Origin of the sequence: Bacillus salipaludis (genome assembly GCF_030938565.1) — a bacterium.
GTDB classification, from domain to species: Bacteria; Bacillota; Bacilli; order Bacillales; family Cytobacillaceae; genus Neobacillus; species Neobacillus salipaludis_A.
This window is the reverse complement of sequence record NZ_JAVGVR010000001.1, coordinates 4,924,919-4,946,069: the sequence shown is the minus strand read 5'-3', so window position 1 is coordinate 4,946,069 and position 21,151 is coordinate 4,924,919. Positions and strand designations below refer to the sequence as shown.

The 21,151-nt window shown below is 38.6% G+C and carries 23 protein-coding genes and 1 pseudogene; 23 read left to right on the top strand and 1 reads right to left on the bottom strand.

Annotation, left to right across the window (positions count from 1 at the left end; translation table 11 throughout):
- The first annotated feature begins 170 nt into the window (after window positions 1-170).
- The 16 genes and pseudogenes from aroC (at window position 171) to RCG21_RS24450 (ending at window position 14,286) form a co-directional block, all read left to right on the top strand.
- On the top strand, window positions 171-1,343 hold the full coding sequence (gene aroC, locus RCG21_RS24525; protein WP_133336201.1) for a chorismate synthase: 1,173 nt from the start codon (window positions 171-173) through the stop codon (window positions 1,341-1,343).
- Window positions 1,343-2,413, top strand: coding sequence for a 3-dehydroquinate synthase (gene aroB, locus RCG21_RS24520; protein WP_133335897.1), 1,071 nt, complete (start codon window positions 1,343-1,345; stop codon window positions 2,411-2,413). Before aroC ends, aroB begins: the two co-directional genes overlap by 1 nt.
- A gap of 17 nt (window positions 2,414-2,430) precedes the next feature.
- On the top strand, window positions 2,431-2,787 hold the full coding sequence (gene aroH, locus RCG21_RS24515; RefSeq protein ID WP_133335899.1) for a chorismate mutase: 357 nt from the start codon (window positions 2,431-2,433) through the stop codon (window positions 2,785-2,787).
- Window positions 2,788-2,841: 54 nt separating this feature from the next.
- Window positions 2,842-3,954, top strand: a complete 1,113-nt coding sequence (gene hisC, locus RCG21_RS24510) for a histidinol-phosphate transaminase (RefSeq protein ID WP_133335902.1) — start codon at window positions 2,842-2,844, stop codon at window positions 3,952-3,954.
- Between the two features lie 11 nt (window positions 3,955-3,965).
- Window positions 3,966-5,068, top strand: a pseudogene (locus RCG21_RS24505) (prephenate dehydrogenase).
- Window positions 5,069-5,081: 13 nt separating this feature from the next.
- On the top strand, window positions 5,082-6,371 hold the full coding sequence (gene aroA / locus RCG21_RS24500) for a 3-phosphoshikimate 1-carboxyvinyltransferase (RefSeq protein ID WP_133335906.1): 1,290 nt from the start codon (window positions 5,082-5,084) through the stop codon (window positions 6,369-6,371).
- 101 nt (window positions 6,372-6,472) lie between these two features.
- Complete coding sequence (locus tag RCG21_RS24495; protein ID WP_133335908.1) at window positions 6,473-7,372, top strand: hypothetical protein; 900 nt, start codon at window positions 6,473-6,475, stop codon at window positions 7,370-7,372.
- A gap of 31 nt (window positions 7,373-7,403) precedes the next feature.
- Window positions 7,404-8,672, top strand: coding sequence for a tetratricopeptide repeat protein (locus RCG21_RS24490; protein WP_308913873.1), 1,269 nt, complete (start codon window positions 7,404-7,406; stop codon window positions 8,670-8,672).
- Between the two features lie 33 nt (window positions 8,673-8,705).
- The gene (locus RCG21_RS24485; RefSeq protein ID WP_026573268.1) at window positions 8,706-9,272 is read left to right on the top strand and encodes a ReoY family proteolytic degradation factor; all 567 of its coding nucleotides are present in this window, start codon (window positions 8,706-8,708) and stop codon (window positions 9,270-9,272) included.
- A 96-nt stretch (window positions 9,273-9,368) separates the two neighbouring features.
- Entirely contained in the window at window positions 9,369-9,833 is a 465-nt protein-coding gene (locus RCG21_RS24480; protein WP_133335913.1) for a YpiF family protein, read from the top strand.
- Between the two features lie 144 nt (window positions 9,834-9,977).
- Window positions 9,978-10,484: a QcrA and Rieske domain-containing protein gene (locus RCG21_RS24475; protein ID WP_026573266.1), complete on the top strand. Its 507-nt coding sequence runs from the start codon at window positions 9,978-9,980 to the stop codon at window positions 10,482-10,484.
- 3 nt (window positions 10,485-10,487) lie between these two features.
- Window positions 10,488-11,162: a menaquinol-cytochrome c reductase cytochrome b subunit gene (gene qcrB, locus RCG21_RS24470; protein WP_026573265.1), complete on the top strand. Its 675-nt coding sequence runs from the start codon at window positions 10,488-10,490 to the stop codon at window positions 11,160-11,162.
- Between the two features lie 68 nt (window positions 11,163-11,230).
- Window positions 11,231-12,004, top strand: coding sequence for a menaquinol-cytochrome c reductase cytochrome b/c subunit (locus tag RCG21_RS24465; RefSeq protein WP_133335915.1), 774 nt, complete (start codon window positions 11,231-11,233; stop codon window positions 12,002-12,004).
- 74 nt (window positions 12,005-12,078) lie between these two features.
- Window positions 12,079-12,672 (top strand): lipoprotein heptaprenylglyceryl N-acetyltransferase LhaT, encoded by a 594-nt coding sequence (gene lhaT, locus RCG21_RS24460; protein ID WP_133335917.1) that lies wholly within the window; start codon window positions 12,079-12,081, stop codon window positions 12,670-12,672.
- A 77-nt stretch (window positions 12,673-12,749) separates the two neighbouring features.
- Window positions 12,750-13,544 carry a sporulation protein YpjB gene (gene ypjB / locus RCG21_RS24455; protein ID WP_235824831.1) on the top strand — a complete coding sequence of 265 codons (795 nt, stop codon included), beginning with the start codon at window positions 12,750-12,752 and terminating at the stop codon, window positions 13,542-13,544.
- A gap of 58 nt (window positions 13,545-13,602) precedes the next feature.
- Complete coding sequence (locus RCG21_RS24450) at window positions 13,603-14,286, top strand: zinc metallopeptidase (protein ID WP_208025375.1); 684 nt, start codon at window positions 13,603-13,605, stop codon at window positions 14,284-14,286.
- Between the two features lie 31 nt (window positions 14,287-14,317).
- On the opposite strand, the gene RCG21_RS24445 is transcribed toward RCG21_RS24450, so the two are convergent.
- Window positions 14,318-15,190 (bottom strand): YitT family protein, encoded by an 873-nt coding sequence (locus tag RCG21_RS24445; RefSeq protein WP_133335921.1) that lies wholly within the window; start codon window positions 15,188-15,190, stop codon window positions 14,318-14,320.
- Between the two features lie 177 nt (window positions 15,191-15,367).
- Between RCG21_RS24445 and RCG21_RS24440 the strand changes: the two genes are divergently transcribed.
- From RCG21_RS24440 to RCG21_RS24410, 7 genes are read left to right on the top strand one after another with little or no spacing between them, the layout of a single operon-like run.
- The gene (locus tag RCG21_RS24440; RefSeq protein ID WP_133335923.1) at window positions 15,368-15,712 is read left to right on the top strand and encodes a nucleotide pyrophosphohydrolase; all 345 of its coding nucleotides are present in this window, start codon (window positions 15,368-15,370) and stop codon (window positions 15,710-15,712) included.
- A gap of 5 nt (window positions 15,713-15,717) precedes the next feature.
- Window positions 15,718-16,521, top strand: coding sequence for a 4-hydroxy-tetrahydrodipicolinate reductase (gene dapB, locus RCG21_RS24435; protein WP_133335925.1), 804 nt, complete (start codon window positions 15,718-15,720; stop codon window positions 16,519-16,521).
- Window positions 16,522-16,532: 11 nt separating this feature from the next.
- Complete coding sequence (gene mgsA / locus RCG21_RS24430; RefSeq protein WP_133335927.1) at window positions 16,533-16,949, top strand: methylglyoxal synthase; 417 nt, start codon at window positions 16,533-16,535, stop codon at window positions 16,947-16,949.
- The gene (bshB1, locus tag RCG21_RS24425; RefSeq protein ID WP_133335929.1) at window positions 16,939-17,655 is read left to right on the top strand and encodes a bacillithiol biosynthesis deacetylase BshB1; all 717 of its coding nucleotides are present in this window, start codon (window positions 16,939-16,941) and stop codon (window positions 17,653-17,655) included. Before mgsA ends, bshB1 begins: the two co-directional genes overlap by 11 nt.
- Complete coding sequence (bshA, locus tag RCG21_RS24420) at window positions 17,652-18,797, top strand: N-acetyl-alpha-D-glucosaminyl L-malate synthase BshA (RefSeq protein WP_133335931.1); 1,146 nt, start codon at window positions 17,652-17,654, stop codon at window positions 18,795-18,797. The genes bshB1 and bshA overlap by 4 nt, the downstream gene beginning before the upstream one ends.
- Window positions 18,790-19,989: a CCA tRNA nucleotidyltransferase gene (locus RCG21_RS24415; protein ID WP_133335933.1), complete on the top strand. Its 1,200-nt coding sequence runs from the start codon at window positions 18,790-18,792 to the stop codon at window positions 19,987-19,989. Before bshA ends, RCG21_RS24415 begins: the two co-directional genes overlap by 8 nt.
- Entirely contained in the window at window positions 19,974-20,951 is a 978-nt protein-coding gene (locus RCG21_RS24410; RefSeq protein WP_133335935.1) for a biotin--[acetyl-CoA-carboxylase] ligase, read from the top strand. The genes RCG21_RS24415 and RCG21_RS24410 overlap by 16 nt, the downstream gene beginning before the upstream one ends.
- The last annotated feature ends 200 nt before the right edge of the window (window positions 20,952-21,151 follow it).

Sequence of the window (21,151 nt, the reverse complement as noted above, 5' to 3'; positions counted from 1 at the left end):
ATAGTTGTAAAAAGGGCACTTGTATAACTTTTATACAAGTGCCCTTTTTGTATGCGATTTCAAATATTTTTTGCCTATTTTCGGAATAGTTTTACTATGTTTATTGATCAGGATATGTTATATTGATAAATAATTCTTTAATGAGTTGAAGGGAGAAAGAACAAATGGGAATGAGATATTTAACAGCAGGAGAATCCCATGGACCTCAATTAACTACTATCATCGAAGGTCTTCCTGCGGGTATGCCGTTGTTAGCCAATGACATAAATGAGGAATTAGCAAGAAGACAAAAAGGTTATGGCCGTGGCCGAAGAATGCAAATTGAAAAAGATACGGTGGAAATCGCATCAGGAATTCGTCATGGGTATACCCTTGGTTCACCAGTTGCTTTAGTGGTGAAAAATAATGACTGGAAGCACTGGACGAATATAATGGGTGCAGATCCGCTTCTTGAAGGGGAAGAGGATGAGATTAAAAGAAAAATTACACGGCCCCGTCCTGGACATGCCGATTTAAACGGGGCAATTAAATATGGTCATGGTGATATGAGAAATGTTCTTGAACGCTCATCTGCACGTGAAACAACAGTAAGAGTTGCAGCCGGTGCTGTGGCAAAGAAGCTTTTGTCATTAGTAGGGATTGAGCTTATTTCGCATGTCGTTGAAATTGCAGGAATTAAGGCAGAAGTTGACCCATCATTATCCTATGAGGCCCTTAAGGAAACGACGGAACAATCGCCTGTTCGTTGTGCAGATGCGGATGCAGCACAGAAAATGATGGCTGCGATAGATGATGCAAAGAAAAATGGCGATTCCATCGGTGGAGTTGTAGAGGTTATTGCAACAGGTATGCCGACAGGGGTTGGAAGCTATGTACATTATGATCGAAAATTAGACTCAAAATTAGCCGCTGCAATTGTTGGAATCAATGCATTTAAAGGGGTCGAAATTGGTATTGGCTTTGAGGCGGCAAGAAAGCCTGGCAGTGAGGTTCATGATGAGATTGCATGGAGCGAGGAAAAGGGCTATTACCGAAAAACCAATCGTCTTGGAGGCTTTGAAGGCGGTATGACGACAGGGATGCCGATTGTTGTCCGCGGAGTTATGAAACCAATCCCAACTCTTTATAAGCCGCTGATGAGTGTTGACATCGAATCAAAGGAGCCTTTCACTGCAAGCATTGAACGGTCTGACAGCTGTGCAGTACCTGCTGCAGCTGTAGTAGCAGAAAATGCGGTGGCTTGGGAGCTTGCGAGTGCACTTGTTGAGCAATTCTATAGCGATCGCTTTGATACGTTTGCTGAGGAAATTAACAGACAGCGGGAATTTGCGAGGGAATTCTAATGCAAATTATTCCAATTCAAACGGAGTCAAAAAGCTATCAAGTTTTTGTTGGTGAAGGGATTCGAAGAGAAATTGGTTCATTTTTAGACAAGCATTTTACCAATTTGACCAAAGTCTTAATCATTACAGATGAGACTGTTGGCAGTCTTCATCTGGAAAACCTAGTAGACTGTCTTAAGCCTTGGGAGCCGGTAATCTTTACTGCGCCTAGCGGGGAGAAGGCTAAAACCTTCGATGTTTATTATTCGGCTTTAGGGACAGCTTTAGAAAATCGGTTAGACCGAAAATCTTTAATCCTTGCTTTAGGTGGTGGAGCAGTTGGGGATTTATCTGGGTTTGTTGCTGCCTCTTTTATGAGGGGGATCCCATTTATTCAAATTCCAACAACCATTTTAGCTCATGATAGTGCGGTGGGTGGGAAGGTTGCCATTAACCATCCATTGGGAAAGAATATGATTGGTGCTTTTCATCAGCCTGAAGCGGTTTTTTATGACCTTGAACTACTCTCTACATTGCCTGAGCGGGAAATCCGCTCTGGATTTGCAGAGGTCATTAAACACTCGCTCATTCATGATCCTGACTTTTATCTTTGGCTTAAAACCAATATAAGTGATCTTACCACCATCACAACCGAGCAATTAACCTATTCATTAACAAAAGGGATTGCCATCAAAAACGAATTTGTTTCAAAGGATGAAAAAGAAACAGGGATTCGTGCTTATTTGAATTTTGGACATACCCTTGGACATGCCATTGAATCAGAAATGGGCTATGGTAATTTTACCCATGGTGAAGCGGTTATGATTGGGATGGTATTTGCGTTAAAACTCAGTAATGAAATCAACGATCTTTCATTTAATTTACATGAATTTATCACATGGGTTGAAAATCTCGGCTATGAGACCAAAATACCAGATGGTTTAATGATTGAAAAATTAATCGGAAAAATGAAACAAGATAAAAAAACAATCGGTGAAACGATCCGATTTGTTTTACTAGAACAAATTGGCAATCCAAATCTCCAGGAAATTCCTGAAGATATATTATTAAAAGAACTTAATAGTTTTTAATCAAGGGGGAACTTTTCATGATTAGAGGGGTGAGGGGAGCAATTACAGTTAGTAGAAATACAGAGGATGAGATTGTTTCTGCAACTGAAGAGCTCGTCAAAGAGGTCATTGATAGCAATCAGATTCACCCAACTTCTGTTGCATCTGTTTTTATCTCAACAACTGAGGACGTGGATGCAGCATTTCCAGCAAAGGCATTACGGAAATTTTCCGGATGGACCTATGTACCTGTAATGTGTATGCGGGAATTACCCGTCCCAAATTCGTTAAAAATGTGTGTGAGAATTATGATGCATGTGAATACGGAAAAATTACAAGAAGAAATCAACCATGTCTATTTAAGAGGTGCAAAAGTTTTAAGACCTGACTTATGATAGCAGCAGTGAACTTTAAAGTCTTACAAAATTTTTACAATGGGGTGGAGAAAAATGAGATGGAAAGAACAATTATTAACGTTGACTCCGTACCAGCCGGGAAAATCGATAGATTCAGTAAAAAGACAATATAATCTTGACCAAATTGTTAAACTTGCATCAAATGAAAACCCATTCGGTTGTTCAAAAAAGGTGCTTTCTGCGCTTCAATCACATGAGGTTGGTTTTGCTATTTATCCAGATGGATACGCAACCAATTTAAGGGAATCTTTGGCTGCTTTTTTACGGGTTGAACAGGAAGAACTAATCTTTGGTAATGGTTCTGATAATCTTATTCAAATAATCTCAAGAGCATTGCTTCATCCTGATGCCAGTACAGTTATGGCAGCCCCAACTTTTTCGCAGTACAAACATAATGCAGTGATAGAAGGGGCCGTTATTAAGGAAGTTCCATTAGTCAATGGGGATCATGATTTAGATGGAATGCTTCAGGCTATAGATGAAAAAACAAACATTGTTTGGTTATGCAGTCCAAACAACCCTACAGGTACATATATTCCTGAAAATAATTTAGTTTCATTTCTAGATAGTGTTCCGCCTGAAGTTCTGGTAGTACTTGATGAGGCTTACTTTGAATATGCTGTAGCAGTTGATTATTATGATTCAATTGTATTAACGAGAAAATATCAAAATTTAATTGTGTTAAGAACTTTTTCAAAAATTTATGGACTAGCATCGCTGCGGATTGGTTATGGTGTTGCCAACCCTAAAATTATTGCAGCTTTAGAACCTGCCAGAGAGCCATTTAATGTAAGTTCCTTTGGACAGCTAGCAGCCGTAGCGGCACTTTCCGATAAGGAATTTGTTGAGGAATGTCAAATGGTAAATAGAAAAGGTCTCGAGCAGTATTATCAATTTTGTGAGCAAAATCAACTTACCTATTATCCATCACAAACAAACTTTATTTTGATTGATTTTAATGAGGATGGAGACAAAGTCTTTCAATATTTACTTGAGCGTGGGTATATAGTTCGTTCCGGAAAGGCACTGGGATTCCCAACCTCCGTTAGGATTACAGTTGGTTCTTTTGAACAAAATGAAGGTTTACTAAAGGTGCTGAAGGAGTTCCTGCGTGAAAGCCGTGTGGAACAGCACCAGGGGAAGTAGGAGGAGTTTTTTTGAAAGGCCGTGTTTTTGTCATTGGATTAGGGCTAATTGGCGGTTCCCTAGCGTTATGTATAAAAAAGGAACATAAAGAATCAACGATAATCGGATTTGATATAAATTCTGAGCAGGCACGCTTGGCAAAAATGCTGGGTGTAATTGATACCGCAGCCGAAAGCATCCAAGAAGGTGCTCTTTCAGCTGATTTAATTATTATTTCAGCACCTGTAAACGAAACAAAAGCAATCATTGAACTTCTGTCTGATTTACCATTGAATCCAGAAGTTATTGTGACAGACACTGGAAGTACAAAAAGAAAAATTGTTGCGAGTGCAGACAGTTTAAGAGAAAAAGGTATTACTTTCATTGGTGGCCATCCGATGGCTGGTTCTCATAAAAGTGGTGTTACAGCTGCTAAAGAAATTTTATTTGAAAATGCATTTTATTTATTTACTCCTGAAGGGCATATCGAAAATACCAGGTTGGAAAAATTAAAAATTTGGCTTAAAGGTACTAGAGCCAAATTTTTAACGATATCACCTGAAAACCATGATTTCCTTACCGGAGTCGTCAGTCATTTTCCACATATTATTGCTGCATCGATCGTGCGTCAGACTGAAAAATTGGCGTCAGAAGAGACGCTGATTCCGCGGTTGGCAGTGGGGGCTTCAGAGATATAACCAGGATAGCCTCAAGCAGTCCGGAAATGTGGAAGGATATCTTATTGAATAATCGGGAGATACTAATTGGTCTTCTCGATCAATGGCAAGCAGAAATGAATGGGGTTAAAAATTTGCTGGACGAAGAAAACTCTCAGGCCATTTTTCAATACTTTCAACAAGCGAAACAATTTCGCGACCGCCTCCCTGTTAGCGAAAAGGGAGCTATTCCGGCTTTTTATGATTTGTATGTGGATGTCCCTGACTATCCTGGGGTTATTTCAGAAGTGACTGGTTATCTTGCCAAGGAAAAAATCAGTATTACCAATATTCGGATCATTGAAACTAGAGAAGAAATATATGGGATTCTTGTCATCAGCTTTCAAACAGAAGAAGATCGTGAAAGAGCTGAACAATGTATTGCCACTTATTCTAGCTACGAAACATCTATAGGGTAAAAAAGGTGATGTTATGAAAGATATACAATTACAAACGAACATAAAAGGCTTAATAGGGGAAATTAAGATTCCGGGAGATAAATCAATCTCCCACCGCTCCGTAATGTTTGGAGCAATTGCCCATGGAGAAACAAAGGTAACGAATTTCTTACTTGGTGAGGACTGTTTAAGTACAATTTCTTGCTTTAGAAAGCTAGGTGTGACCATTTCTGTTAAGGGTAACGAATTACAGATCATTGGAAAAGGCTTTGAAGGGTTAAATGAGCCAAACGAACTATTAGATGTAGGAAACTCCGGAACGACGATTCGCTTGCTAATGGGAATTCTTGCCGGCAGACCTTTTTTTAATTCGCTAATTGGTGATAAATCAATTGGGAAAAGACCAATGACAAGGGTAACCAATCCACTAAAGCAAATGGGTGCACAAATAGACGGGCGCGAGAACGGTGCTTACACGCCTTTATCACTTCGTGGTGGTAATCTTAAGTCATTTACCTATGAATTGCCAGTTGCGAGTGCACAAGTGAAGTCTGCGCTTATTTTAGCCGGGCTTCAAGCTAAAGGGGAAACAACCCTTATTGAACAGGCAGAAACGAGGGATCATACAGAAAGAATGATCCGGAAGTTTGGCGGAGAAATTGAAAAAGACAATCTCACCATTAGGGTAAAGGGCGGTCAACAGCTAAAAGCAGCAACGATTCACGTTCCGGGTGATATTTCATCTGCAGCCTTTTTCCTTGTTGCCGGTGTGATTGTAGAAGGTAGTGAAATTACCTTAAGAAATGTCGGGTTAAATCCTACCCGAACGGGTATTATTGAGGTTATGCAAGCAATGGGCGCGGATATACAAATTCATGTGCAGGATGAAAGTTCTTTTGAACCTGTGGGGGATATTGTTATTAAAACCTCTAAACTTAAAGGGACGGTCGTGCAAGGAGAGATTATTCCAAGATTAATCGATGAAATTCCGATTATCGCCCTATTGGCTACTCAAGCTGAAGGTATTACAATCATTAAGGATGCGGAAGAACTGAAGGTGAAGGAAACAAACCGTATTGACACTGTTGTTAATGAGTTAAATAAATTAGGTGCCTCCATTGAAGCAACGGATGATGGCATGATAATTCATGGGAAATCTGAGCTTAAGGGTGGAAAAGTGTCCAGCCATGGTGACCACCGAATCGGTATGATGCTGGCAATTGCTTCGCTGTTATGTAAAGAAGAAGTGATTCTTGAAAATCCGGAAGCAATCTCCGTTTCCTATCCAAACTTTTTTGACCATTTAGATTCACTTATCAAGTAAAAAGCTGCACTTGTGCAGCTTTTTTATTTAGTAAAATTTGGCTGGAATATTTCTCTAAATCCCACATAGCTTGTCTTAAAGACAAGTAAAAGGGTGATTTTATGGCCTATATAATCGAAAACGCCAATATTTTAAAGGATAACCAATTGCAAAAACGCTCCCTACTTATTAAAGAAAATAAAATTGCCTCAGTTCGAACAGATGTTATCCAATACAAATGGATGAAAATGAATGCAGAACCCTACATTATGACCCCTACCTTTGTCCTGCTAAACAATCGAATCCCTTATAAGGGAACCTTTCAAGAAATAAAAAAATATATGACCGAAGAATTTTTATTAAAAGGCTGTACCACACTCCTAACCTGCGCAAATGTTTCCTACGAAAGAGAAATACCTGAAAAAGTACGAGAAATCAAAACTGCCCTTATAGGAAGTCCCGTAGACTTTATTATCGGTGTGAAAATCCCAATAAAAAAACTCACACAATCATTTATCAGAATCTGTAAAAGAGAAAGGATACCGGCTATTTTTGTAGAAATAAATAATACAGAAGAGCTGGAGAAAATTCCGTGGGGATGGATAAGGGATGCTTTATTTCCATTTAATAGTCCCTTAATCCCGGTAGTATCTTCACCTGCTAAAAAAGAAGCCGAGAATTACTTGAGTAAATGGAAAATGATGATGATTAAAGAGAAAATCCCATGTCTTTTTGATGAATTGGCTGAAAATGAACCACTTACAGCCGTGGTTTTAAATAAAATAGGTTTATATCCACAAAAAGCATGTTTAATGCATGGGGCTGAGGTAAGCTATAATCTATATTTAAAGGCTCGAGAAATCAAGAATGTTGATGAAGTGAGTTTATTTCATTATCATGGTGATAGACTTGTAGTGACAATTCATAAAGGAAAGGTGATTCGTTCAGGGGTAGAGGTTTTATATAGACCGGGGAATGGTGAATATGTTAAAGTGAAAACCCCATCTTTTTTTACTATTTAACTGAACAGCCTTGGAACGAGAGGATAAGAGAATGGACCGCATAAATAAAATTATTCAAATGTTGGAAAAAGGTCAACATAAAGAAGCATTAACTGAATATAATGTTGTATTAAACAGCGGCATGTCTGACGAAAAATTCCTTTTAGCAGAGGAGTTATACCAATTTGGGTTTTTAGAAGAAGCACAAGCTCTAGTTGAAAATCTTTTAGAGATTTATCCCGAAGAAGGTGAACTACTGGTTCTTCTTGGTGAGATCCTAGTTGAAGCTGGTGAAGAGGAAAGAGCGATTCTTGTTCTTGAAAGAATAACCGAACAGGATCCAAATTATGGACAATCGTTATTATTACTTGCCGACTTGTACCAAGTTCAGGGGCTTTACGAGGTTTGTGAAAGAAAGCTGTTAGAAGCAAAGAAAATTTTACCTGAAGAAGTGATAATCGATTTTGCACTAGGAGAGCTATATAGCGAACAGGGTGAAATCATCAAGGCAATGGTCGCATATGAAATTGTATTAAAAGAAAACAGTATGATTGCCGGTGTTAATATTTATCAACGGATGGCTGAGCTGTTAAGCTCCTCAGGTGCTTTTGAAGAAGCTTTGACCTACTATGATAAGGCACTCGATGAAAAGTTAGAAATTAATACCCTTTTTGGTTATGCATTCACTGCACTCCAGGCAGATTACAATCGTACAGCAATCGAGAAGTTTGAGGAATTAAAAGTGCTTGACCCCGAGTACCACTCCTTATATTTACATCTTGCAAAAGCATACGAACGTGAAGAAGAACTGGAAAATAGCTTTCGCACCATTCATGAGGGAATTAAACAGGACGAATTTAACAAGGACCTCTATTTTTATGGAGGGAAAATAGCGATTAAACTGGGTAAAACAGACAAGGCCGAGCAACTATTTCGGGAGGCGCTTGCATTAGATCCTGGTTTTATAGAAGCAGCCCTTACGTTAAATAAACTGTTTATTCAACAAGAGCAATATGAGGATGTAATTGATTTAATTTCCCAGTTGGATTTTGAGGAAGACGAAGAACCCCAGTTTTTATGGGATGCCGCCCTAAGCTTTCATAGATTAGAGGAATTTTCATATGCATTAGACAAATATGAAGCAGCATATACTTTTTATAAAAACAATCCAGACTTCCTTCGAGATTACGGATATTTTTTAATTGAAGAAGGAAAAACGGACACTGCTGCCGAAATTTTTAAACAGCTGCAAAAACATGATCCAACAAATGAAGAGTACATCGATTTACTTGAACGTTTCAAAGGTACAGAAGAATACTAATAAAGCTGAAAAGCGCAGAGGAGGGAAACTTTTATGGCAACCCCTGTATCTGTCAACGAGAAAAAGGACTTTATTCGCTGGTTTTTAAATCATTATCAACTAAAGAGAAGAGAATGTGTGTGGATCCTCAACTATTTAATGAGCCACGATCAATTAATGGAAAAGGTTCATTTTGTCGAGCAAGCCCAGTATTGCCCACGAGGATTGATTATGTCTACCCATTGTGTTGATAAAGTACCGTTTCGCTTTTATAAAGAAAATGTGATGACAACAGATGCTGAGAAGTCTTTTCACGATATTCGCTTAAATCGTGACGAAGAAATTTTTATTCAATTGAACTTTCATGCATCGAATCAGGCACATCAATATGCAGCTGTACTGGAAGAAAACCCTTTTGTACCGAAACACCTTCAGGAAAATGAAAAAGACGGGATAATCGCAGAACAATTTCTTCAAAAAAGTATCGAACGCTTTCAGAGGGAGAAACTGCTCCAATTAATTGACGAAGCGTTAGACAAACAGGATCAAGCAGCTTTTCATGAGTTAACCGGAAAATTAAATAACCTGAAAAAAATCGAGCAAAAAGGTGGCTTGCTATAAGCAGGCCTTCTTTTTTTGTCATTCATCGTAAAATGTTGATGTTGATGTTGAAAATGGTATGATGGTAATAGTGAGATTAAAGGCTGGTGTAAAAAAATGAAATGGATACCGAAAGACATTGAAACATTTTTAGGCGCAAAAGAATACATAGACACGGCGATTATTCCGATTTACTCTGTTTCCTTGGGGGATGAAATGAAAGACTCAGCAGCAAGGCACGAGTTTATTACCTTGCTTACAGGTTATTTGGAAAGACAGTTTACCGGAAGAATTTTATTATTTCCTCCATATACATACTTAAAAAATGAAAAAAGTGAAAATACTATGAAAGAATTAAAAAAATGGGAGGAAAATATCAAAAATAGTGAAATAAAACATATTTTTTTCATTACATCTGAAATTGAATGGAAATCGCAAGAAGAAAAACTTAATGGTTCGTTAATTTGGCTTCCGTCGATTCCACTCGAACATATGGACGAGACTCAGAAGGTATCGATCATTGATTCACAGGTCAAACAGCTGGTAAATCTATTTACTGAAAAGTGGCACAAAAAAGACTAATTCTTTACGGTAATAATATGTTTTTAAAATAGTATGATATTGACCTTGCTTGAAGATTGATATATCATGGTTATGTCCTAGTTTTATATGTGTTTAATAAATGTCCGTGTGGACTAAAACTTTAGAAATAGAGGGGGGATATGAATGAGTAAGAATCGCGTTACAAGACGCCAATTTTTAAGCTACACATTAACCGGTGTAGGTGGTTTCATGGCAGCGGGGATGTTAATGCCAATGGTCCGTTTTGCTGTGGATCCTGTTTTAAAAGCCGATGCAGGCGGTGAATTCATACCAACAAAGCAAAAGGCGGCTGATTTAACAAGCGAGCCTGTTCGTGTAGACTTTACCTTTAAGGAAAAGGATGCATGGTATGAGTCCGAGGTTACCAATACTGCCTGGATTTATAAGGACGATAGTGGGAAAATTGTTGCTCTTTCACCAATTTGTAAACATTTAGGCTGTACGGTTAACTGGAATACGGATAAAGCACATCCAAACCAATTCTTTTGTCCATGCCATTTTGGACGATATGAAAAGAATGGTAAAAACATTCCTGGAACACCGCCGCCACAACCGCTTGATCTTTATCCTGTAAAGGAAAAAGACGGGTTTATTCTTTTAGGTAAAGCACAACCACGGACGGAGGTGTAATAATTGTTAAACAAAATTTACGATTGGGTAGATGAACGTTTAGATATTGCGCCTTTGTGGCGGGATATTGCAGACCATGAAGTACCTGAGCATGTAAACCCAGCGCATCATTTTTCTGCGTTTGTCTATTGCTTTGGAGGTCTAACGTTTTTTGTAACCGTAATTCAAATTCTCTCTGGTATGTTTTTAACAATGTATTACGTACCGGATATTAAAAATGCTTGGGAGTCCGTTTATTACCTTCAAAATGAAGTAGCATTCGGACAAATCGTACGCGGAATGCACCACTGGGGAGCTAGTTTAGTCCTTGTAATGATGTTCTTACATACGTTACGTGTCTTTTTCCAAGGTGCGTATAAGAAACCTCGTGAACTTAACTGGATTGTCGGAGTACTAATTTTCTTCGTCATGCTTGGATTAGGTTTTACAGGATACCTATTACCTTGGGATATGAAAGCGCTATTCGCTACAAAAGTAGGTCTTCAAATCGCCGAGGCCACACCATTTATTGGCTCTTATATCAAAGTATTGCTTGCGGGGCATGAACACATTGTAGGTGCTCAAACCTTAACCCGTTTCTTTGCGATTCACGTGTTCTTCCTGCCTGGAGTATTATTTGGTTTAATGGCTGCCCACTTCGTTATGATTCGTAGACAAGGGATTTCAGGCCCACTTTAATACTCAAATGATAATGAAGAACTTGTAACTATTTTTTCACTTTTACGAAAAAAGGAGGGGATCGCTCGATGCATAAAGGTAAAGGTATGAAATTCGTAGGTGACTCACGTGTGTTAGCACCGGAGGCACGTAAAAAAATGCTGCCAAAGGATTACTCAGAATATCCTGGTAAAACAGAAGCATTCTGGCCTAACTTTCTATTAAAAGAATGGATGGTTGGGGCAGTATTCCTTGTCGGTTTTTTATGTTTAACAATTGCTCACCCGGCCCCGCTAGAAAGAATTGCGGATCCGACTGATACAGGCTATATCCCATTGCCTGACTGGTACTTCCTCTTTTTATATCAATTACTGAAGTACTCATATGCTTCAGGTCCATATACGGTTATCGGAGCATTGGTTATTCCAGGCCTTGCTTTCGGAGGATTATTATTGGCTCCATTCCTGGACAATGGTCCGGAGCGTCGTCCATTTAGACGACCGGTTGCAACAGGCATGATGTTGCTTGCATTAGCTGCTACGGTATTTTTAACATGGCAATCAGTTGCAACCCATGACTGGGCTGCAGCAGAACGCCAAGGTAAAATTGTGGCGAAAGTTGAAATTGATAAGTCAAATCCGGGATATGAAGTATTTAAAAGCCAAGGCTGTATTAACTGTCATGGTGAGAACCTTCAAGGCGGTGCAGGAGCACCAGCACTTACTGCCACTGGTTTAAAACCAGAAGAAATTGCAAATATCGCAAAAAATGGTAAAGGTGCAATGCCAAAAGGTATCTTCAAAGGTAATGACAAACAACTTAAACAGCTTACTGAATTTATTTCAGGTCTTGGAGAAAAATAATAGAAAAAGAAAAAAGCTGGCGGTTCCGTCAGCTTTTTTATTGATATCTAAAAAATTTGTTAGGGGGAAAATTGGTGGGATGGGTCTATCCTCTTCTGGCTAATCGCTCGGTTCTGAAGCTTCTGCTGGTTGTTAATGTTATTGGGACTGTTTATGGCTATTATTGGTATGGATGGCAGCTAAAAGAAACACCGGCAAAATTTTTAATTTTTGTTCCTGACAGTCCAACCGCAAGTTTATTTTTTGTGATTGTCCTAGTAGCATTTCTAATGAGAAAAAACTGGCCATTAATTGAAGCTTTGGCGATTGTTACTCTTTTTAAGTATGGAATTTGGGCAGTGGTCATGAATATTCTAGTTTATTTTGTTGAGGGAGAACTGAGTTGGGCAGGATATATGTTAATTTTTTCACATTTTGCCATGGCTGTTCAAGGACTATTATATGCACCGTTTTATCGTTTAAAATGGTGGCATTTAATTGTGGCCGCGATATGGACTTTACATAATGATGTGATTGACTATGTCTTTTTCATGCTTCCTCGATACGAAATGTTAAATCGATACATACCTGAAATTGGATACTTTACTTTTTGGCTATCTATTTTGTCCTTAGGAATTGCCTATTATTTATGTGTTCGTCCAAACCATTATAAGCTTGAAATAAAATAAAAGGAACATATTAAAATTTGGTCTATCCTTGTCCAACCGTTCATACATTTTATTAGTAATGAAAGGGGGGACAAGGATTGAAATTTAAATGTTTTTTATTTTTTGCAATGGTTTTGCTGCTCGCTCCCATAAGCGTCCATGCTGAGCAAACTTCACCTATGGAACAGCTTGATGATATTTCTGATGAAGCACTTCAAATGGTGAAATTTCATAGATATGATGATGCTAAAAAGCTGCTTAATTATTTCTCTGATCAATTTACAAGTTTAAAAAATAAACAACAGCCGTTAACCGTGGACGAGCTAAGAATTATAAATACTTCACATGATGAAGCACTGGAAGCTGCAGCAAGCCCAGACATGAGATATGAGGAACGAATTAATAAATTAACAACATTCCGTCTGGTAATTGATGCGATTGGGACAAGCAATAGACCGCTTTGGACGGAAATGGAAGGCCAAATTATGACAGTCTTTCACCAGGCTAAAGAAGCAGCACATAAAGGTGATTCTGCTGATTTTCATTACAATTTTAATAACTTTCTCTCCCTTTATAATGTCATCTATCCGAGTATGAAAGTGGATGTTAATGCAGAAAATATACAAAAGATTGATGCCCGTATTCATTTTATTGATGAATATCGTTCTCAGATCATGAGTGATTCGAAAAGCCAAAAAGAATTGGACGTCTTAGATTCTGATTTAAAAAATCTTTTTGAAAATATGGATGAGGATGAGGCAGACCCGTCTTTATGGTGGGTTATCATCTCGACAGGAAGTATTATTATAGCAACCTTATCTTATGTCGGTTGGAGAAAGTATAATGGTGATAAAGAAATGAAAAAAGGACGCTCCAGGGATCGAAAAAATTGACGAATTGATACGGCAACAGTAAACTGATAGGCAACAAGAGATAAAATGGAGGTTCATCATGTTTTACCTAGTATATTTTGCAATAATTGTCTTGATTCCGTTATGGGCTCAGCTGAAGGTAAAAAGTACTTTTGCAAGATATTCACAAGTCCCTTCCGCCACTTATCGGACTGGTGCTGATGTTGCAAGAGAGATATTAAATGCCAATGGTTTATATAATGTGGGAATTGAGCAGGGACATGGTTTTCTAAGTGATCATTATGATCCAAGAACGAAAACTGTCCGGTTATCACCTGAAAACTATCACGGTCATTCATTAGCGGCTGCGGCAGTAGCTGCACATGAATGCGGACATGCCGTTCAAGATTCACAAGGGTACGCTTTTTTAAGATTTCGCCATGCCCTCGTACCGGTAGCAAATATTGGTTCTAATTTTTCTTGGGTACTGATTATGATAGGGATATTTGCTCATCTGAGCGGGATGTTGCTTTTAGGAATCATTTTTATGGCTGCAGCAGTCCTCTTTCAATTGATTACACTGCCTGTTGAGTTCGATGCATCCAGCCGGGCTATGAAACAAGTCGTTTCTTTAGGCCTAATTCGCAACGATGAAGCTAAGAAAACTCGTAAAGTTCTCAATGCGGCAGCTCTAACCTATGTGGCAGCAGCGGCCGTAGCAGTACTAGAATTACTAAGACTTGTCCTCATTTATACAGGAATGACTCGGAATAATGATGATTAAAAAAACAATGTCCGTTATCGGACATTGTTTTTTAATCTACGATTGGCATCTTATTTTCGTCTAATGTGAATCCTTCACCATGGACATCATGAACAATGCTTACTGATATGAAGGCGTGTGGATCAATTGCCGTGATTAAATTTTTTAAACGGACAATTTCATTTTTGGCAACGACACAATAGAGGACATCCCGGTCATTTTTCGTATAGGAACCATACCCTCTTAAGGCAGTAACACCCCGTTCCATTTCCTCCATAATTTTTTTGGCAATTTCTTCGTTTTTTTCTGAAATAATCATTGCGCCTCTTGCGGTATAGGCACCTTCTTGCATAAAGTCTATGACTCTTGCACCAACAAAAACCGCGACTAACGTATACATAGCTTGGGTATATTTTAGGTATGTAAGCAAGGATAAAATAATCACACATGTATCAAACATGAACATGGTTTTCCCCATATTCCAGCCAATATACTTTTGAACAAGTCTGGCGATGATATCGACTCCACCTGTAGTTCCTCCTGATCGAAATATAACTCCCAGACCAATTCCCGCAAATACTCCGGCAAATAAGGCTGCCAATGTCAGGTCATGTTCTAATGGCATATTGATTGAATATCTTTGGAAAATCCATAAAAATATCGAAACACCAACTGTGCCAATAATGGAATAGATAAATGCGTTTCTCCCGAGTATTTTCCATCCGATTAGAAACAGAGGGATATTTAAAATAAGGTTCGTATAGGATGGGTCCCATTTAAACAAAAAGTATAATAAAAGTGTAATTCCGGTAAAGCCGCCTTCGGCCAATTTATTTTGCATATTAAAATTGACAAGACCAAATGACATAATGGCGGTACCAATTAAGATGAAAAGGATATTCTTTATCTTAAGGCCAAAAATCATCAAATCTCCCCCTTTTTTTCCAATATTTTTCTCTCTATCAATGTTTTTTATTATATCCAATTACGATTGGAAGAGCAATCCTATCAGAAAGTTCCCACTTTCAGCAAAAATATTTGTAAAATAGCCTTATTTTAGCTACTATGAAAAGCAGTAAGACACTTTACAGAGGTGAAAAAGATGTCAATCGGAAAGTCGATGAAGGACCTGCAAAATGAGGTTGATCAATACATAGGTCAATTTAAAGAGGGATACTTCAGTCCATTAGCGATGCTGGCAAGGATGACAGAAGAATTAGGTGAACTTGCGAGGGAAATCAATCATTTTTATGGTGAGAAGCCCAAAAAAGACAGTGAAACAGAAAAAGCAATTGAGGAGGAGCTTGGTGACTTGCTGTTTGTGTTAATTTGTTTCGCTAATTCTTTACATATAGATTTAGAAGATGCTCATAATTATGTGATGAATAAATTTAATACTAGAGACAAAAATCGCTGGACAAGAATTAATTCAGAGAATGGAGAGTGAGTTCAATGAAATCAATAAAAGTAATTATTGCTGGACCGCGTGGAAGAATGGGAAGAGAGGCTGTTATGCTGGCGGCGAATACGGAGCATTTCGAGTTGGCAGCCGTGGTCGATTATAAATTTGATGGGAAGCAGATAAATGAAATCCAAGGCTTTCAACTTCCAATAGAAGTCCCGGTCTTCGGGAACCTTGAATCATGTTTACAACATATTAAAGCGGATGTGTTAATCGATTTAACCACACCGGAAGTAGGTATGCATCATACAAAAACTGCGCTTCAATACAACGTTAGGCCGGTGGTTGGAACAACTGGATTTTCTAAAAATGACTTAGAAGAATTGGAGAGAATATGTACTGAAAAAGAAATAGGCTGTATCATCGCACCTAATTTTGCAATTGGTGCTGTTTTAATGATGAAATTCTCCCAAATGGCGGCGAAATATTTTCAGGATATTGAAATTATTGAACTTCATCATGACCAGAAACTTGACGCGCCATCGGGCACAGCTGTTAAAACGGCAGAAATGATTGCCGAAGTAAGAGAGGCAAAGAAGCAGGGGCATCAAAATGAAAAAGAAACCATTACAGGTGCAAGAGGTGCAGATTTTGATGGAATGCATATTCACTCGGTTAGACTCCCTGGTTTAGTTGCACACCAGCAGGTTTTATTTGGGTCTGATGGACAAACCTTAACTATTAGACATGATTCTTATAATCGAGCCTCTTTTATGTCCGGGGTGAAAGTGGCTGTAGAAACAGTGATGAACCTAAAAACATTTGTGTATGGTCTCGAAAATATTTTAGAATAGGAGGTTTGGATATGAATATTGCCTTAATCGCCCACGATAAAAAAAAGAATGATTTAGTTCAATTTGTAACGGCCTATCAAACAATTTTTGCAAAGCATACCTTGTTTGCAACAGGTACAACCGGATTACGAATTAATGAAGCTACAGGGTTGGAATTAACCCGATTTAAATCCGGGCCTCTTGGTGGAGATCAGGAGATTGGTGCGATGATTGCAAAAAATAAAATGGATGCCGTTTTCTTTTTTCGCGATCCACTAACCGCACAGCCGCATGAGCCTGATGTAACTGCTCTTGTTCGGCTTTGTGATGTTTACTCGATTCCGCTTGCAACGAATATGGGTTCTGCAGAATTATTAATACGTGGATTAGACCAAGGACTGCTTGAGTGGAGAAATGTGATGAAAAATGGTGAGAGCAATGGAAAATAAGTCTTTAGATATTCTCGCATTTGGTGCTCATGCCGATGATGTCGAGATTGGCATGGGCGGGACTATTGCTAAATTTTCTGAGCAAGGAAAACGAATTGGTATTTGTGATTTAACTGACGCAGGACTTTCTTCGAATGGAACGATAGAGCTTAGGAAAATAGAAGCGATGAATGCAGCGGATATCCTTGGGGTGGCCTTTAGAACATCGCTTTCCCTGCCGGATAGAGGGTTATATCTAACCGGTGAATACATAAAATTGATTGCCGGGGTTATAAGGCAATTAAAACCTAAAATTGTCTTTGCACCATATTTTGAAGACCGCCATCCTGATCACGGAAATTGTGCACGCCTCGTGGAGGAGGCCGTTTTTTCTGCAGGAATCCGCAAATTTAAAACTGATCAGGGTGAGGCACCGCATCGGGTTGAGAGAATGTATTTTTATATGATTAATGGTTTTCACAAACCGGATTTTACCACTGATATCTCGCATCAAATCGAGAAAAAACTCGAGGCATTAAGGGCATATAAAAGTCAATTTGAACGAACAGAAGAAAGCTTCGATACACCATTAACGAATGGATACATTGAAACAGTTGAGGCAAGGGAAAAAATGTTTGGGAAACTTGTTGGTATCCCTTTTGCTGAAGGATTTAAGTCGAAAGTTCCTCTTCTCATCGATCATGATTTATTAGGAGAGTCAAGATGAGGAAACTTAAAATTGGAATTACCTGTTATCCGACAGTCGGCGGTTCGGGTGTTGTTGCAACAGAGCTTGGAAAAATGCTCGCCGAGAAAGGGCATGAAATCCATTTTATTTCATCGAGCATGCCTTTTAGACTGAACCGGATGTACCATAATATTTATTACCACCAGGTGGATGTAAATCAATATTCTGTGTTTCAATATCCACCCTATGATCTTGCTTTAGCAAGTAAAATGGCCGAAGTAGCTAATCGAGAGAAATTGGATTTACTACATGTCCATTATGCAATTCCACATGCTGTTTGTGCGATCTTAGCGAAACAAATGAGCAATCATGACATAAAGATTGTTACCACTCTGCATGGAACGGACATAACGGTTTTAGGTTATGACCCTTCCTTGACCGACGCGATTAAATTTGGCATCGAAAAGTCAGATGCCGTGACGGCTGTCTCAAATGCATTAATTAGTCAAACCTATGAACTGATTAATCCGGATAAACAAATTGAAACAGTTTATAATTTCATCGATGAGCGTGTCTATCAAAAAAGTGATGTACAACATTTAAAAACTGAATTTCAAATAAAAGAATCGGAAAAAGTAATCATTCATGTTTCCAATTTCCGTGCTGTAAAACGGGTTCCGGATGTCGTCAAGACGTTTGCGAAAATTTCCAAGGTCTTGCCTGCTAAATTACTATTAGTTGGTGACGGTCCGGAAATGACGAATGTTTGTAAGCTCGTCCGTAAATTAGGTGTGGAGGACCGTGTTCTCTTCTTAGGAAAACAAGAAAGCCTTGAAGAATTATATTCCATCAGTGATTTAAAGCTCTTATTATCCGAAAAGGAAAGCTTTGGTCTAGTTGCACTTGAAGCAATGGCGTGTGGTGTCCCGTGTATCGGGACAAATGTTGGCGGTATTCCTGAAGTGATAGAACATGGAAAAACGGGATTTTTATGTGAATTAGGAGATATTGTGGATATCTCTAATAAGGCTATTCAAATTTTAAGTGATGAACATCTTCATGAAGCATTTTCGTTAAGAGGAGTAGAAACGGTTAGAAATAAATTTAATGCTAATAAAGTTGTTGAACAGTACGAACAATTATATTTTAAACTTTTGAAAAAAGGTGAAGTGTATGATTGAGCCTTTTTTATCTGCCCTCCCGATACTTAAAAAATTAGAAGACTCGGGTTACGACGCCTATTTTGTCGGGGGATCGGTCCGGGATTTTCTTTTAGGGAAGCCAATTAGTGATGTTGATATTGCAACATCCGCGACACCAGATGAAGTGAAAAAGGTTTTTCCGAAAACGGTTGATATCGGAATAGAACATGGAACCATTCTTGTTTTGTATGGGGATACATCCTATGAAATTACAACTTTTAGAACCGAATCTGAATATCAGGATTTCAGAAGGCCAAAAGAAGTTTCATTTATTCGAAACTTGGAGGATGATTTAAAGCGTAGAGATTTTACGATGAATGCAATCGCAATGGACCAAAGTGGAAAGCTAATCGACCCATTTGACGGTCAAAAGGCAATTTTGAAAAAAATTATTCAGACTGTCGGACAAGCAGAGGAAAGATTCCAAGAAGATGCGCTAAGAATGATGAGAGCAGTCCGCTTTATGAGCCAGCTATCCTTTTCAATTGAATCGCAAACATTGTCAGCTCTCGAAAACCTTGCTTCCCTGCTAGATAAAATTGCTGTCGAACGGAAACGGGCAGAGTTTGAGAAACTTCTCCTCGGCCCAAATTGTAAGGAAGCTGTTAACGTTATGCTTAACACAGGACTATACCACTATCTGCCAGGATTAAATGATCAGAAAGAACAACTAAAAAAACTTGCTCGTTTGAATTGGGACAGTTTGGCAAAAAATGAAATGTGGGCGCTTGTACTTTATTGCCTGAATTTTGATGGAAAAGAAGTTGAACGATTTTTAAGAAATTGGCGGCTGGCCCTTAAAGATATTAGAGAAATTCAACAAATCATTTTTTTCCTCTCTTCTAGGCTTAACAAAGAATGGGAGCTTTATGATTTGTATTTGGCAAAACGGGACACCATCTTATCAGTTGAAAAACTTTTTCAGGTGATAAATGGAATGAAGGAAGTTCAAATAATTAACAATTTAATAAAACGCTACGACGGGTTATCTATAAAGGAACGGGGAGACCTCATGGTCAGTGGAAACGATTTGCTTGAGTGGTGCAATCAAAAACCCGGACCTTGGTTAAAAGATACTCTTTTAACTATTGAACAGGCTATTGTCGAGGGAAGATTAATCAATGAAAAAAACAATATCAAGGAGTGGCTGATGGAGTGCAATCAGAAATAAGAAAAGAATTGCTGGATGCCTTCACGAATGCTGGTGAATCCTATTTATCAGGACAACAATTAGCAGAATTGATTGGCTGTTCCAGAACAGCTGTTTGGAAGCACGTGGAGGAACTTCGTAAGGAGGGCTTTGAGCTTGAAGCAGTTCGACGAAAAGGTTATCGAATTTTGAAAACTCCTGAGAAGATAACGGCAGATGAAATCAGGCTTGGGTTAAAAACAGAATTCATCGGCAGGAATATTTATTATGAGGAAAGTGTGGAGTCAACGCAAAAGATTGCTCACCGGTTAGCAAATGAAGGGGTTCCCGAGGGTACGACAGTCATAGCGGAAGAGCAGTTATCTGGAAGAGGAAGAATGGAAAGAAAATGGCATTCTCCAAAGTATACAGGAGTTTGGATGAGCCTAATCCTTCGCCCGAATATACCGTTAACAAAAGCACCTCAGTTGACACTGTTAACGGCTGTAGCAGTTGTACAAGCAATAGAAGAGATTACTGGCTTAACACCCGAAATAAAATGGCCAAACGATATCTTAATGAACGGTAAAAAGCTAACGGGTATTTTAACCGAGCTTCAAGCGGAAGCAGACAGAATTCACTCTGTTATTATCGGGATTGGAATCAATGTGAATCAGAAAAAAGATGATTTTCCGACAGAACTGCAGGAGACGGCAAGTTCTCTTTTGATTGAAAAAGGCGAGCCGATATCCCGCGCTGAATTAATAAAAAGTATTTTTTTGTATATAGAAAAATGGTATGGAATTTATTTAGAGAAGGGCTTTTCTGCAATTAAGCTGCTTTGGGAAAGCTATGCTATTAGTATCGGCAAACATCTAAAAGCCCGCACTTTAACAGAGGTAATTGAAGGAAAAGCGCTTGGAATAACAGAAGATGGTGTATTACTTTTAGAAGATGAGAATGGAGCCATCCGACATATCTATTCTGCAGACATAGAGATTTAACAATCTTTAGTTGCACATTTCGTATAATTTGTTATAATTCCATTGGGCAGTATCGAATCAGAACTGCACCTCTAGATTAAAAAAACACATAAAATTGGATTCTGCCTAGATCCGAAATTTCGGACCGGGACAGAGGGATGAACATAAACAAGAGTAATAAAGATCCTCTCTGCCTTCAGAAGGATCTTTTTATTTTCGAA

Excerpts from the sequence above, each read along its gene's own strand:
- RCG21_RS24490 (WP_308913873.1), top strand. The coding sequence starts at position 7,404 with ATGGACCGCATAAATAAAATTATTCAAATGTTGGAAAAAGGTCAACAT.
- RCG21_RS24415 (WP_133335933.1), top strand. The coding sequence starts at position 18,790 with ATGATTGAGCCTTTTTTATCTGCCCTCCCGATACTTAAAAAATTAGAA.
- RCG21_RS24495 (WP_133335908.1), top strand. The coding sequence starts at position 6,473 with ATGGCCTATATAATCGAAAACGCCAATATTTTAAAGGATAACCAATTG.
- mgsA (WP_133335927.1), top strand. The coding sequence starts at position 16,533 with ATGAATATTGCCTTAATCGCCCACGATAAAAAAAAGAATGATTTAGTT.
- bshA (WP_133335931.1), top strand. The coding sequence starts at position 17,652 with ATGAGGAAACTTAAAATTGGAATTACCTGTTATCCGACAGTCGGCGGT.
- RCG21_RS24480 (WP_133335913.1), top strand. The coding sequence starts at position 9,369 with ATGAAATGGATACCGAAAGACATTGAAACATTTTTAGGCGCAAAAGAA.
- RCG21_RS24445 (WP_133335921.1), bottom strand. The coding sequence starts at position 15,190 with ATGATTTTTGGCCTTAAGATAAAGAATATCCTTTTCATCTTAATTGGT.
- dapB (WP_133335925.1), top strand. The coding sequence starts at position 15,718 with ATGAAATCAATAAAAGTAATTATTGCTGGACCGCGTGGAAGAATGGGA.
- aroC (WP_133336201.1), top strand. The coding sequence starts at position 171 with ATGAGATATTTAACAGCAGGAGAATCCCATGGACCTCAATTAACTACT.
- aroA (WP_133335906.1), top strand. The coding sequence starts at position 5,082 with ATGAAAGATATACAATTACAAACGAACATAAAAGGCTTAATAGGGGAA.
- RCG21_RS24475 (WP_026573266.1), top strand. The coding sequence starts at position 9,978 with ATGAGTAAGAATCGCGTTACAAGACGCCAATTTTTAAGCTACACATTA.
- aroH (WP_133335899.1), top strand. The coding sequence starts at position 2,431 with ATGATTAGAGGGGTGAGGGGAGCAATTACAGTTAGTAGAAATACAGAG.
- RCG21_RS24465 (WP_133335915.1), top strand. The coding sequence starts at position 11,231 with ATGCATAAAGGTAAAGGTATGAAATTCGTAGGTGACTCACGTGTGTTA.
- aroB (WP_133335897.1), top strand. The coding sequence starts at position 1,343 with ATGCAAATTATTCCAATTCAAACGGAGTCAAAAAGCTATCAAGTTTTT.
- hisC (WP_133335902.1), top strand. The coding sequence starts at position 2,842 with ATGAGATGGAAAGAACAATTATTAACGTTGACTCCGTACCAGCCGGGA.
- RCG21_RS24440 (WP_133335923.1), top strand. The coding sequence starts at position 15,368 with ATGTCAATCGGAAAGTCGATGAAGGACCTGCAAAATGAGGTTGATCAA.
- RCG21_RS24450 (WP_208025375.1), top strand. The coding sequence starts at position 13,603 with ATGTTTTACCTAGTATATTTTGCAATAATTGTCTTGATTCCGTTATGG.
- RCG21_RS24485 (WP_026573268.1), top strand. The coding sequence starts at position 8,706 with ATGGCAACCCCTGTATCTGTCAACGAGAAAAAGGACTTTATTCGCTGG.
- bshB1 (WP_133335929.1), top strand. The coding sequence starts at position 16,939 with ATGGAAAATAAGTCTTTAGATATTCTCGCATTTGGTGCTCATGCCGAT.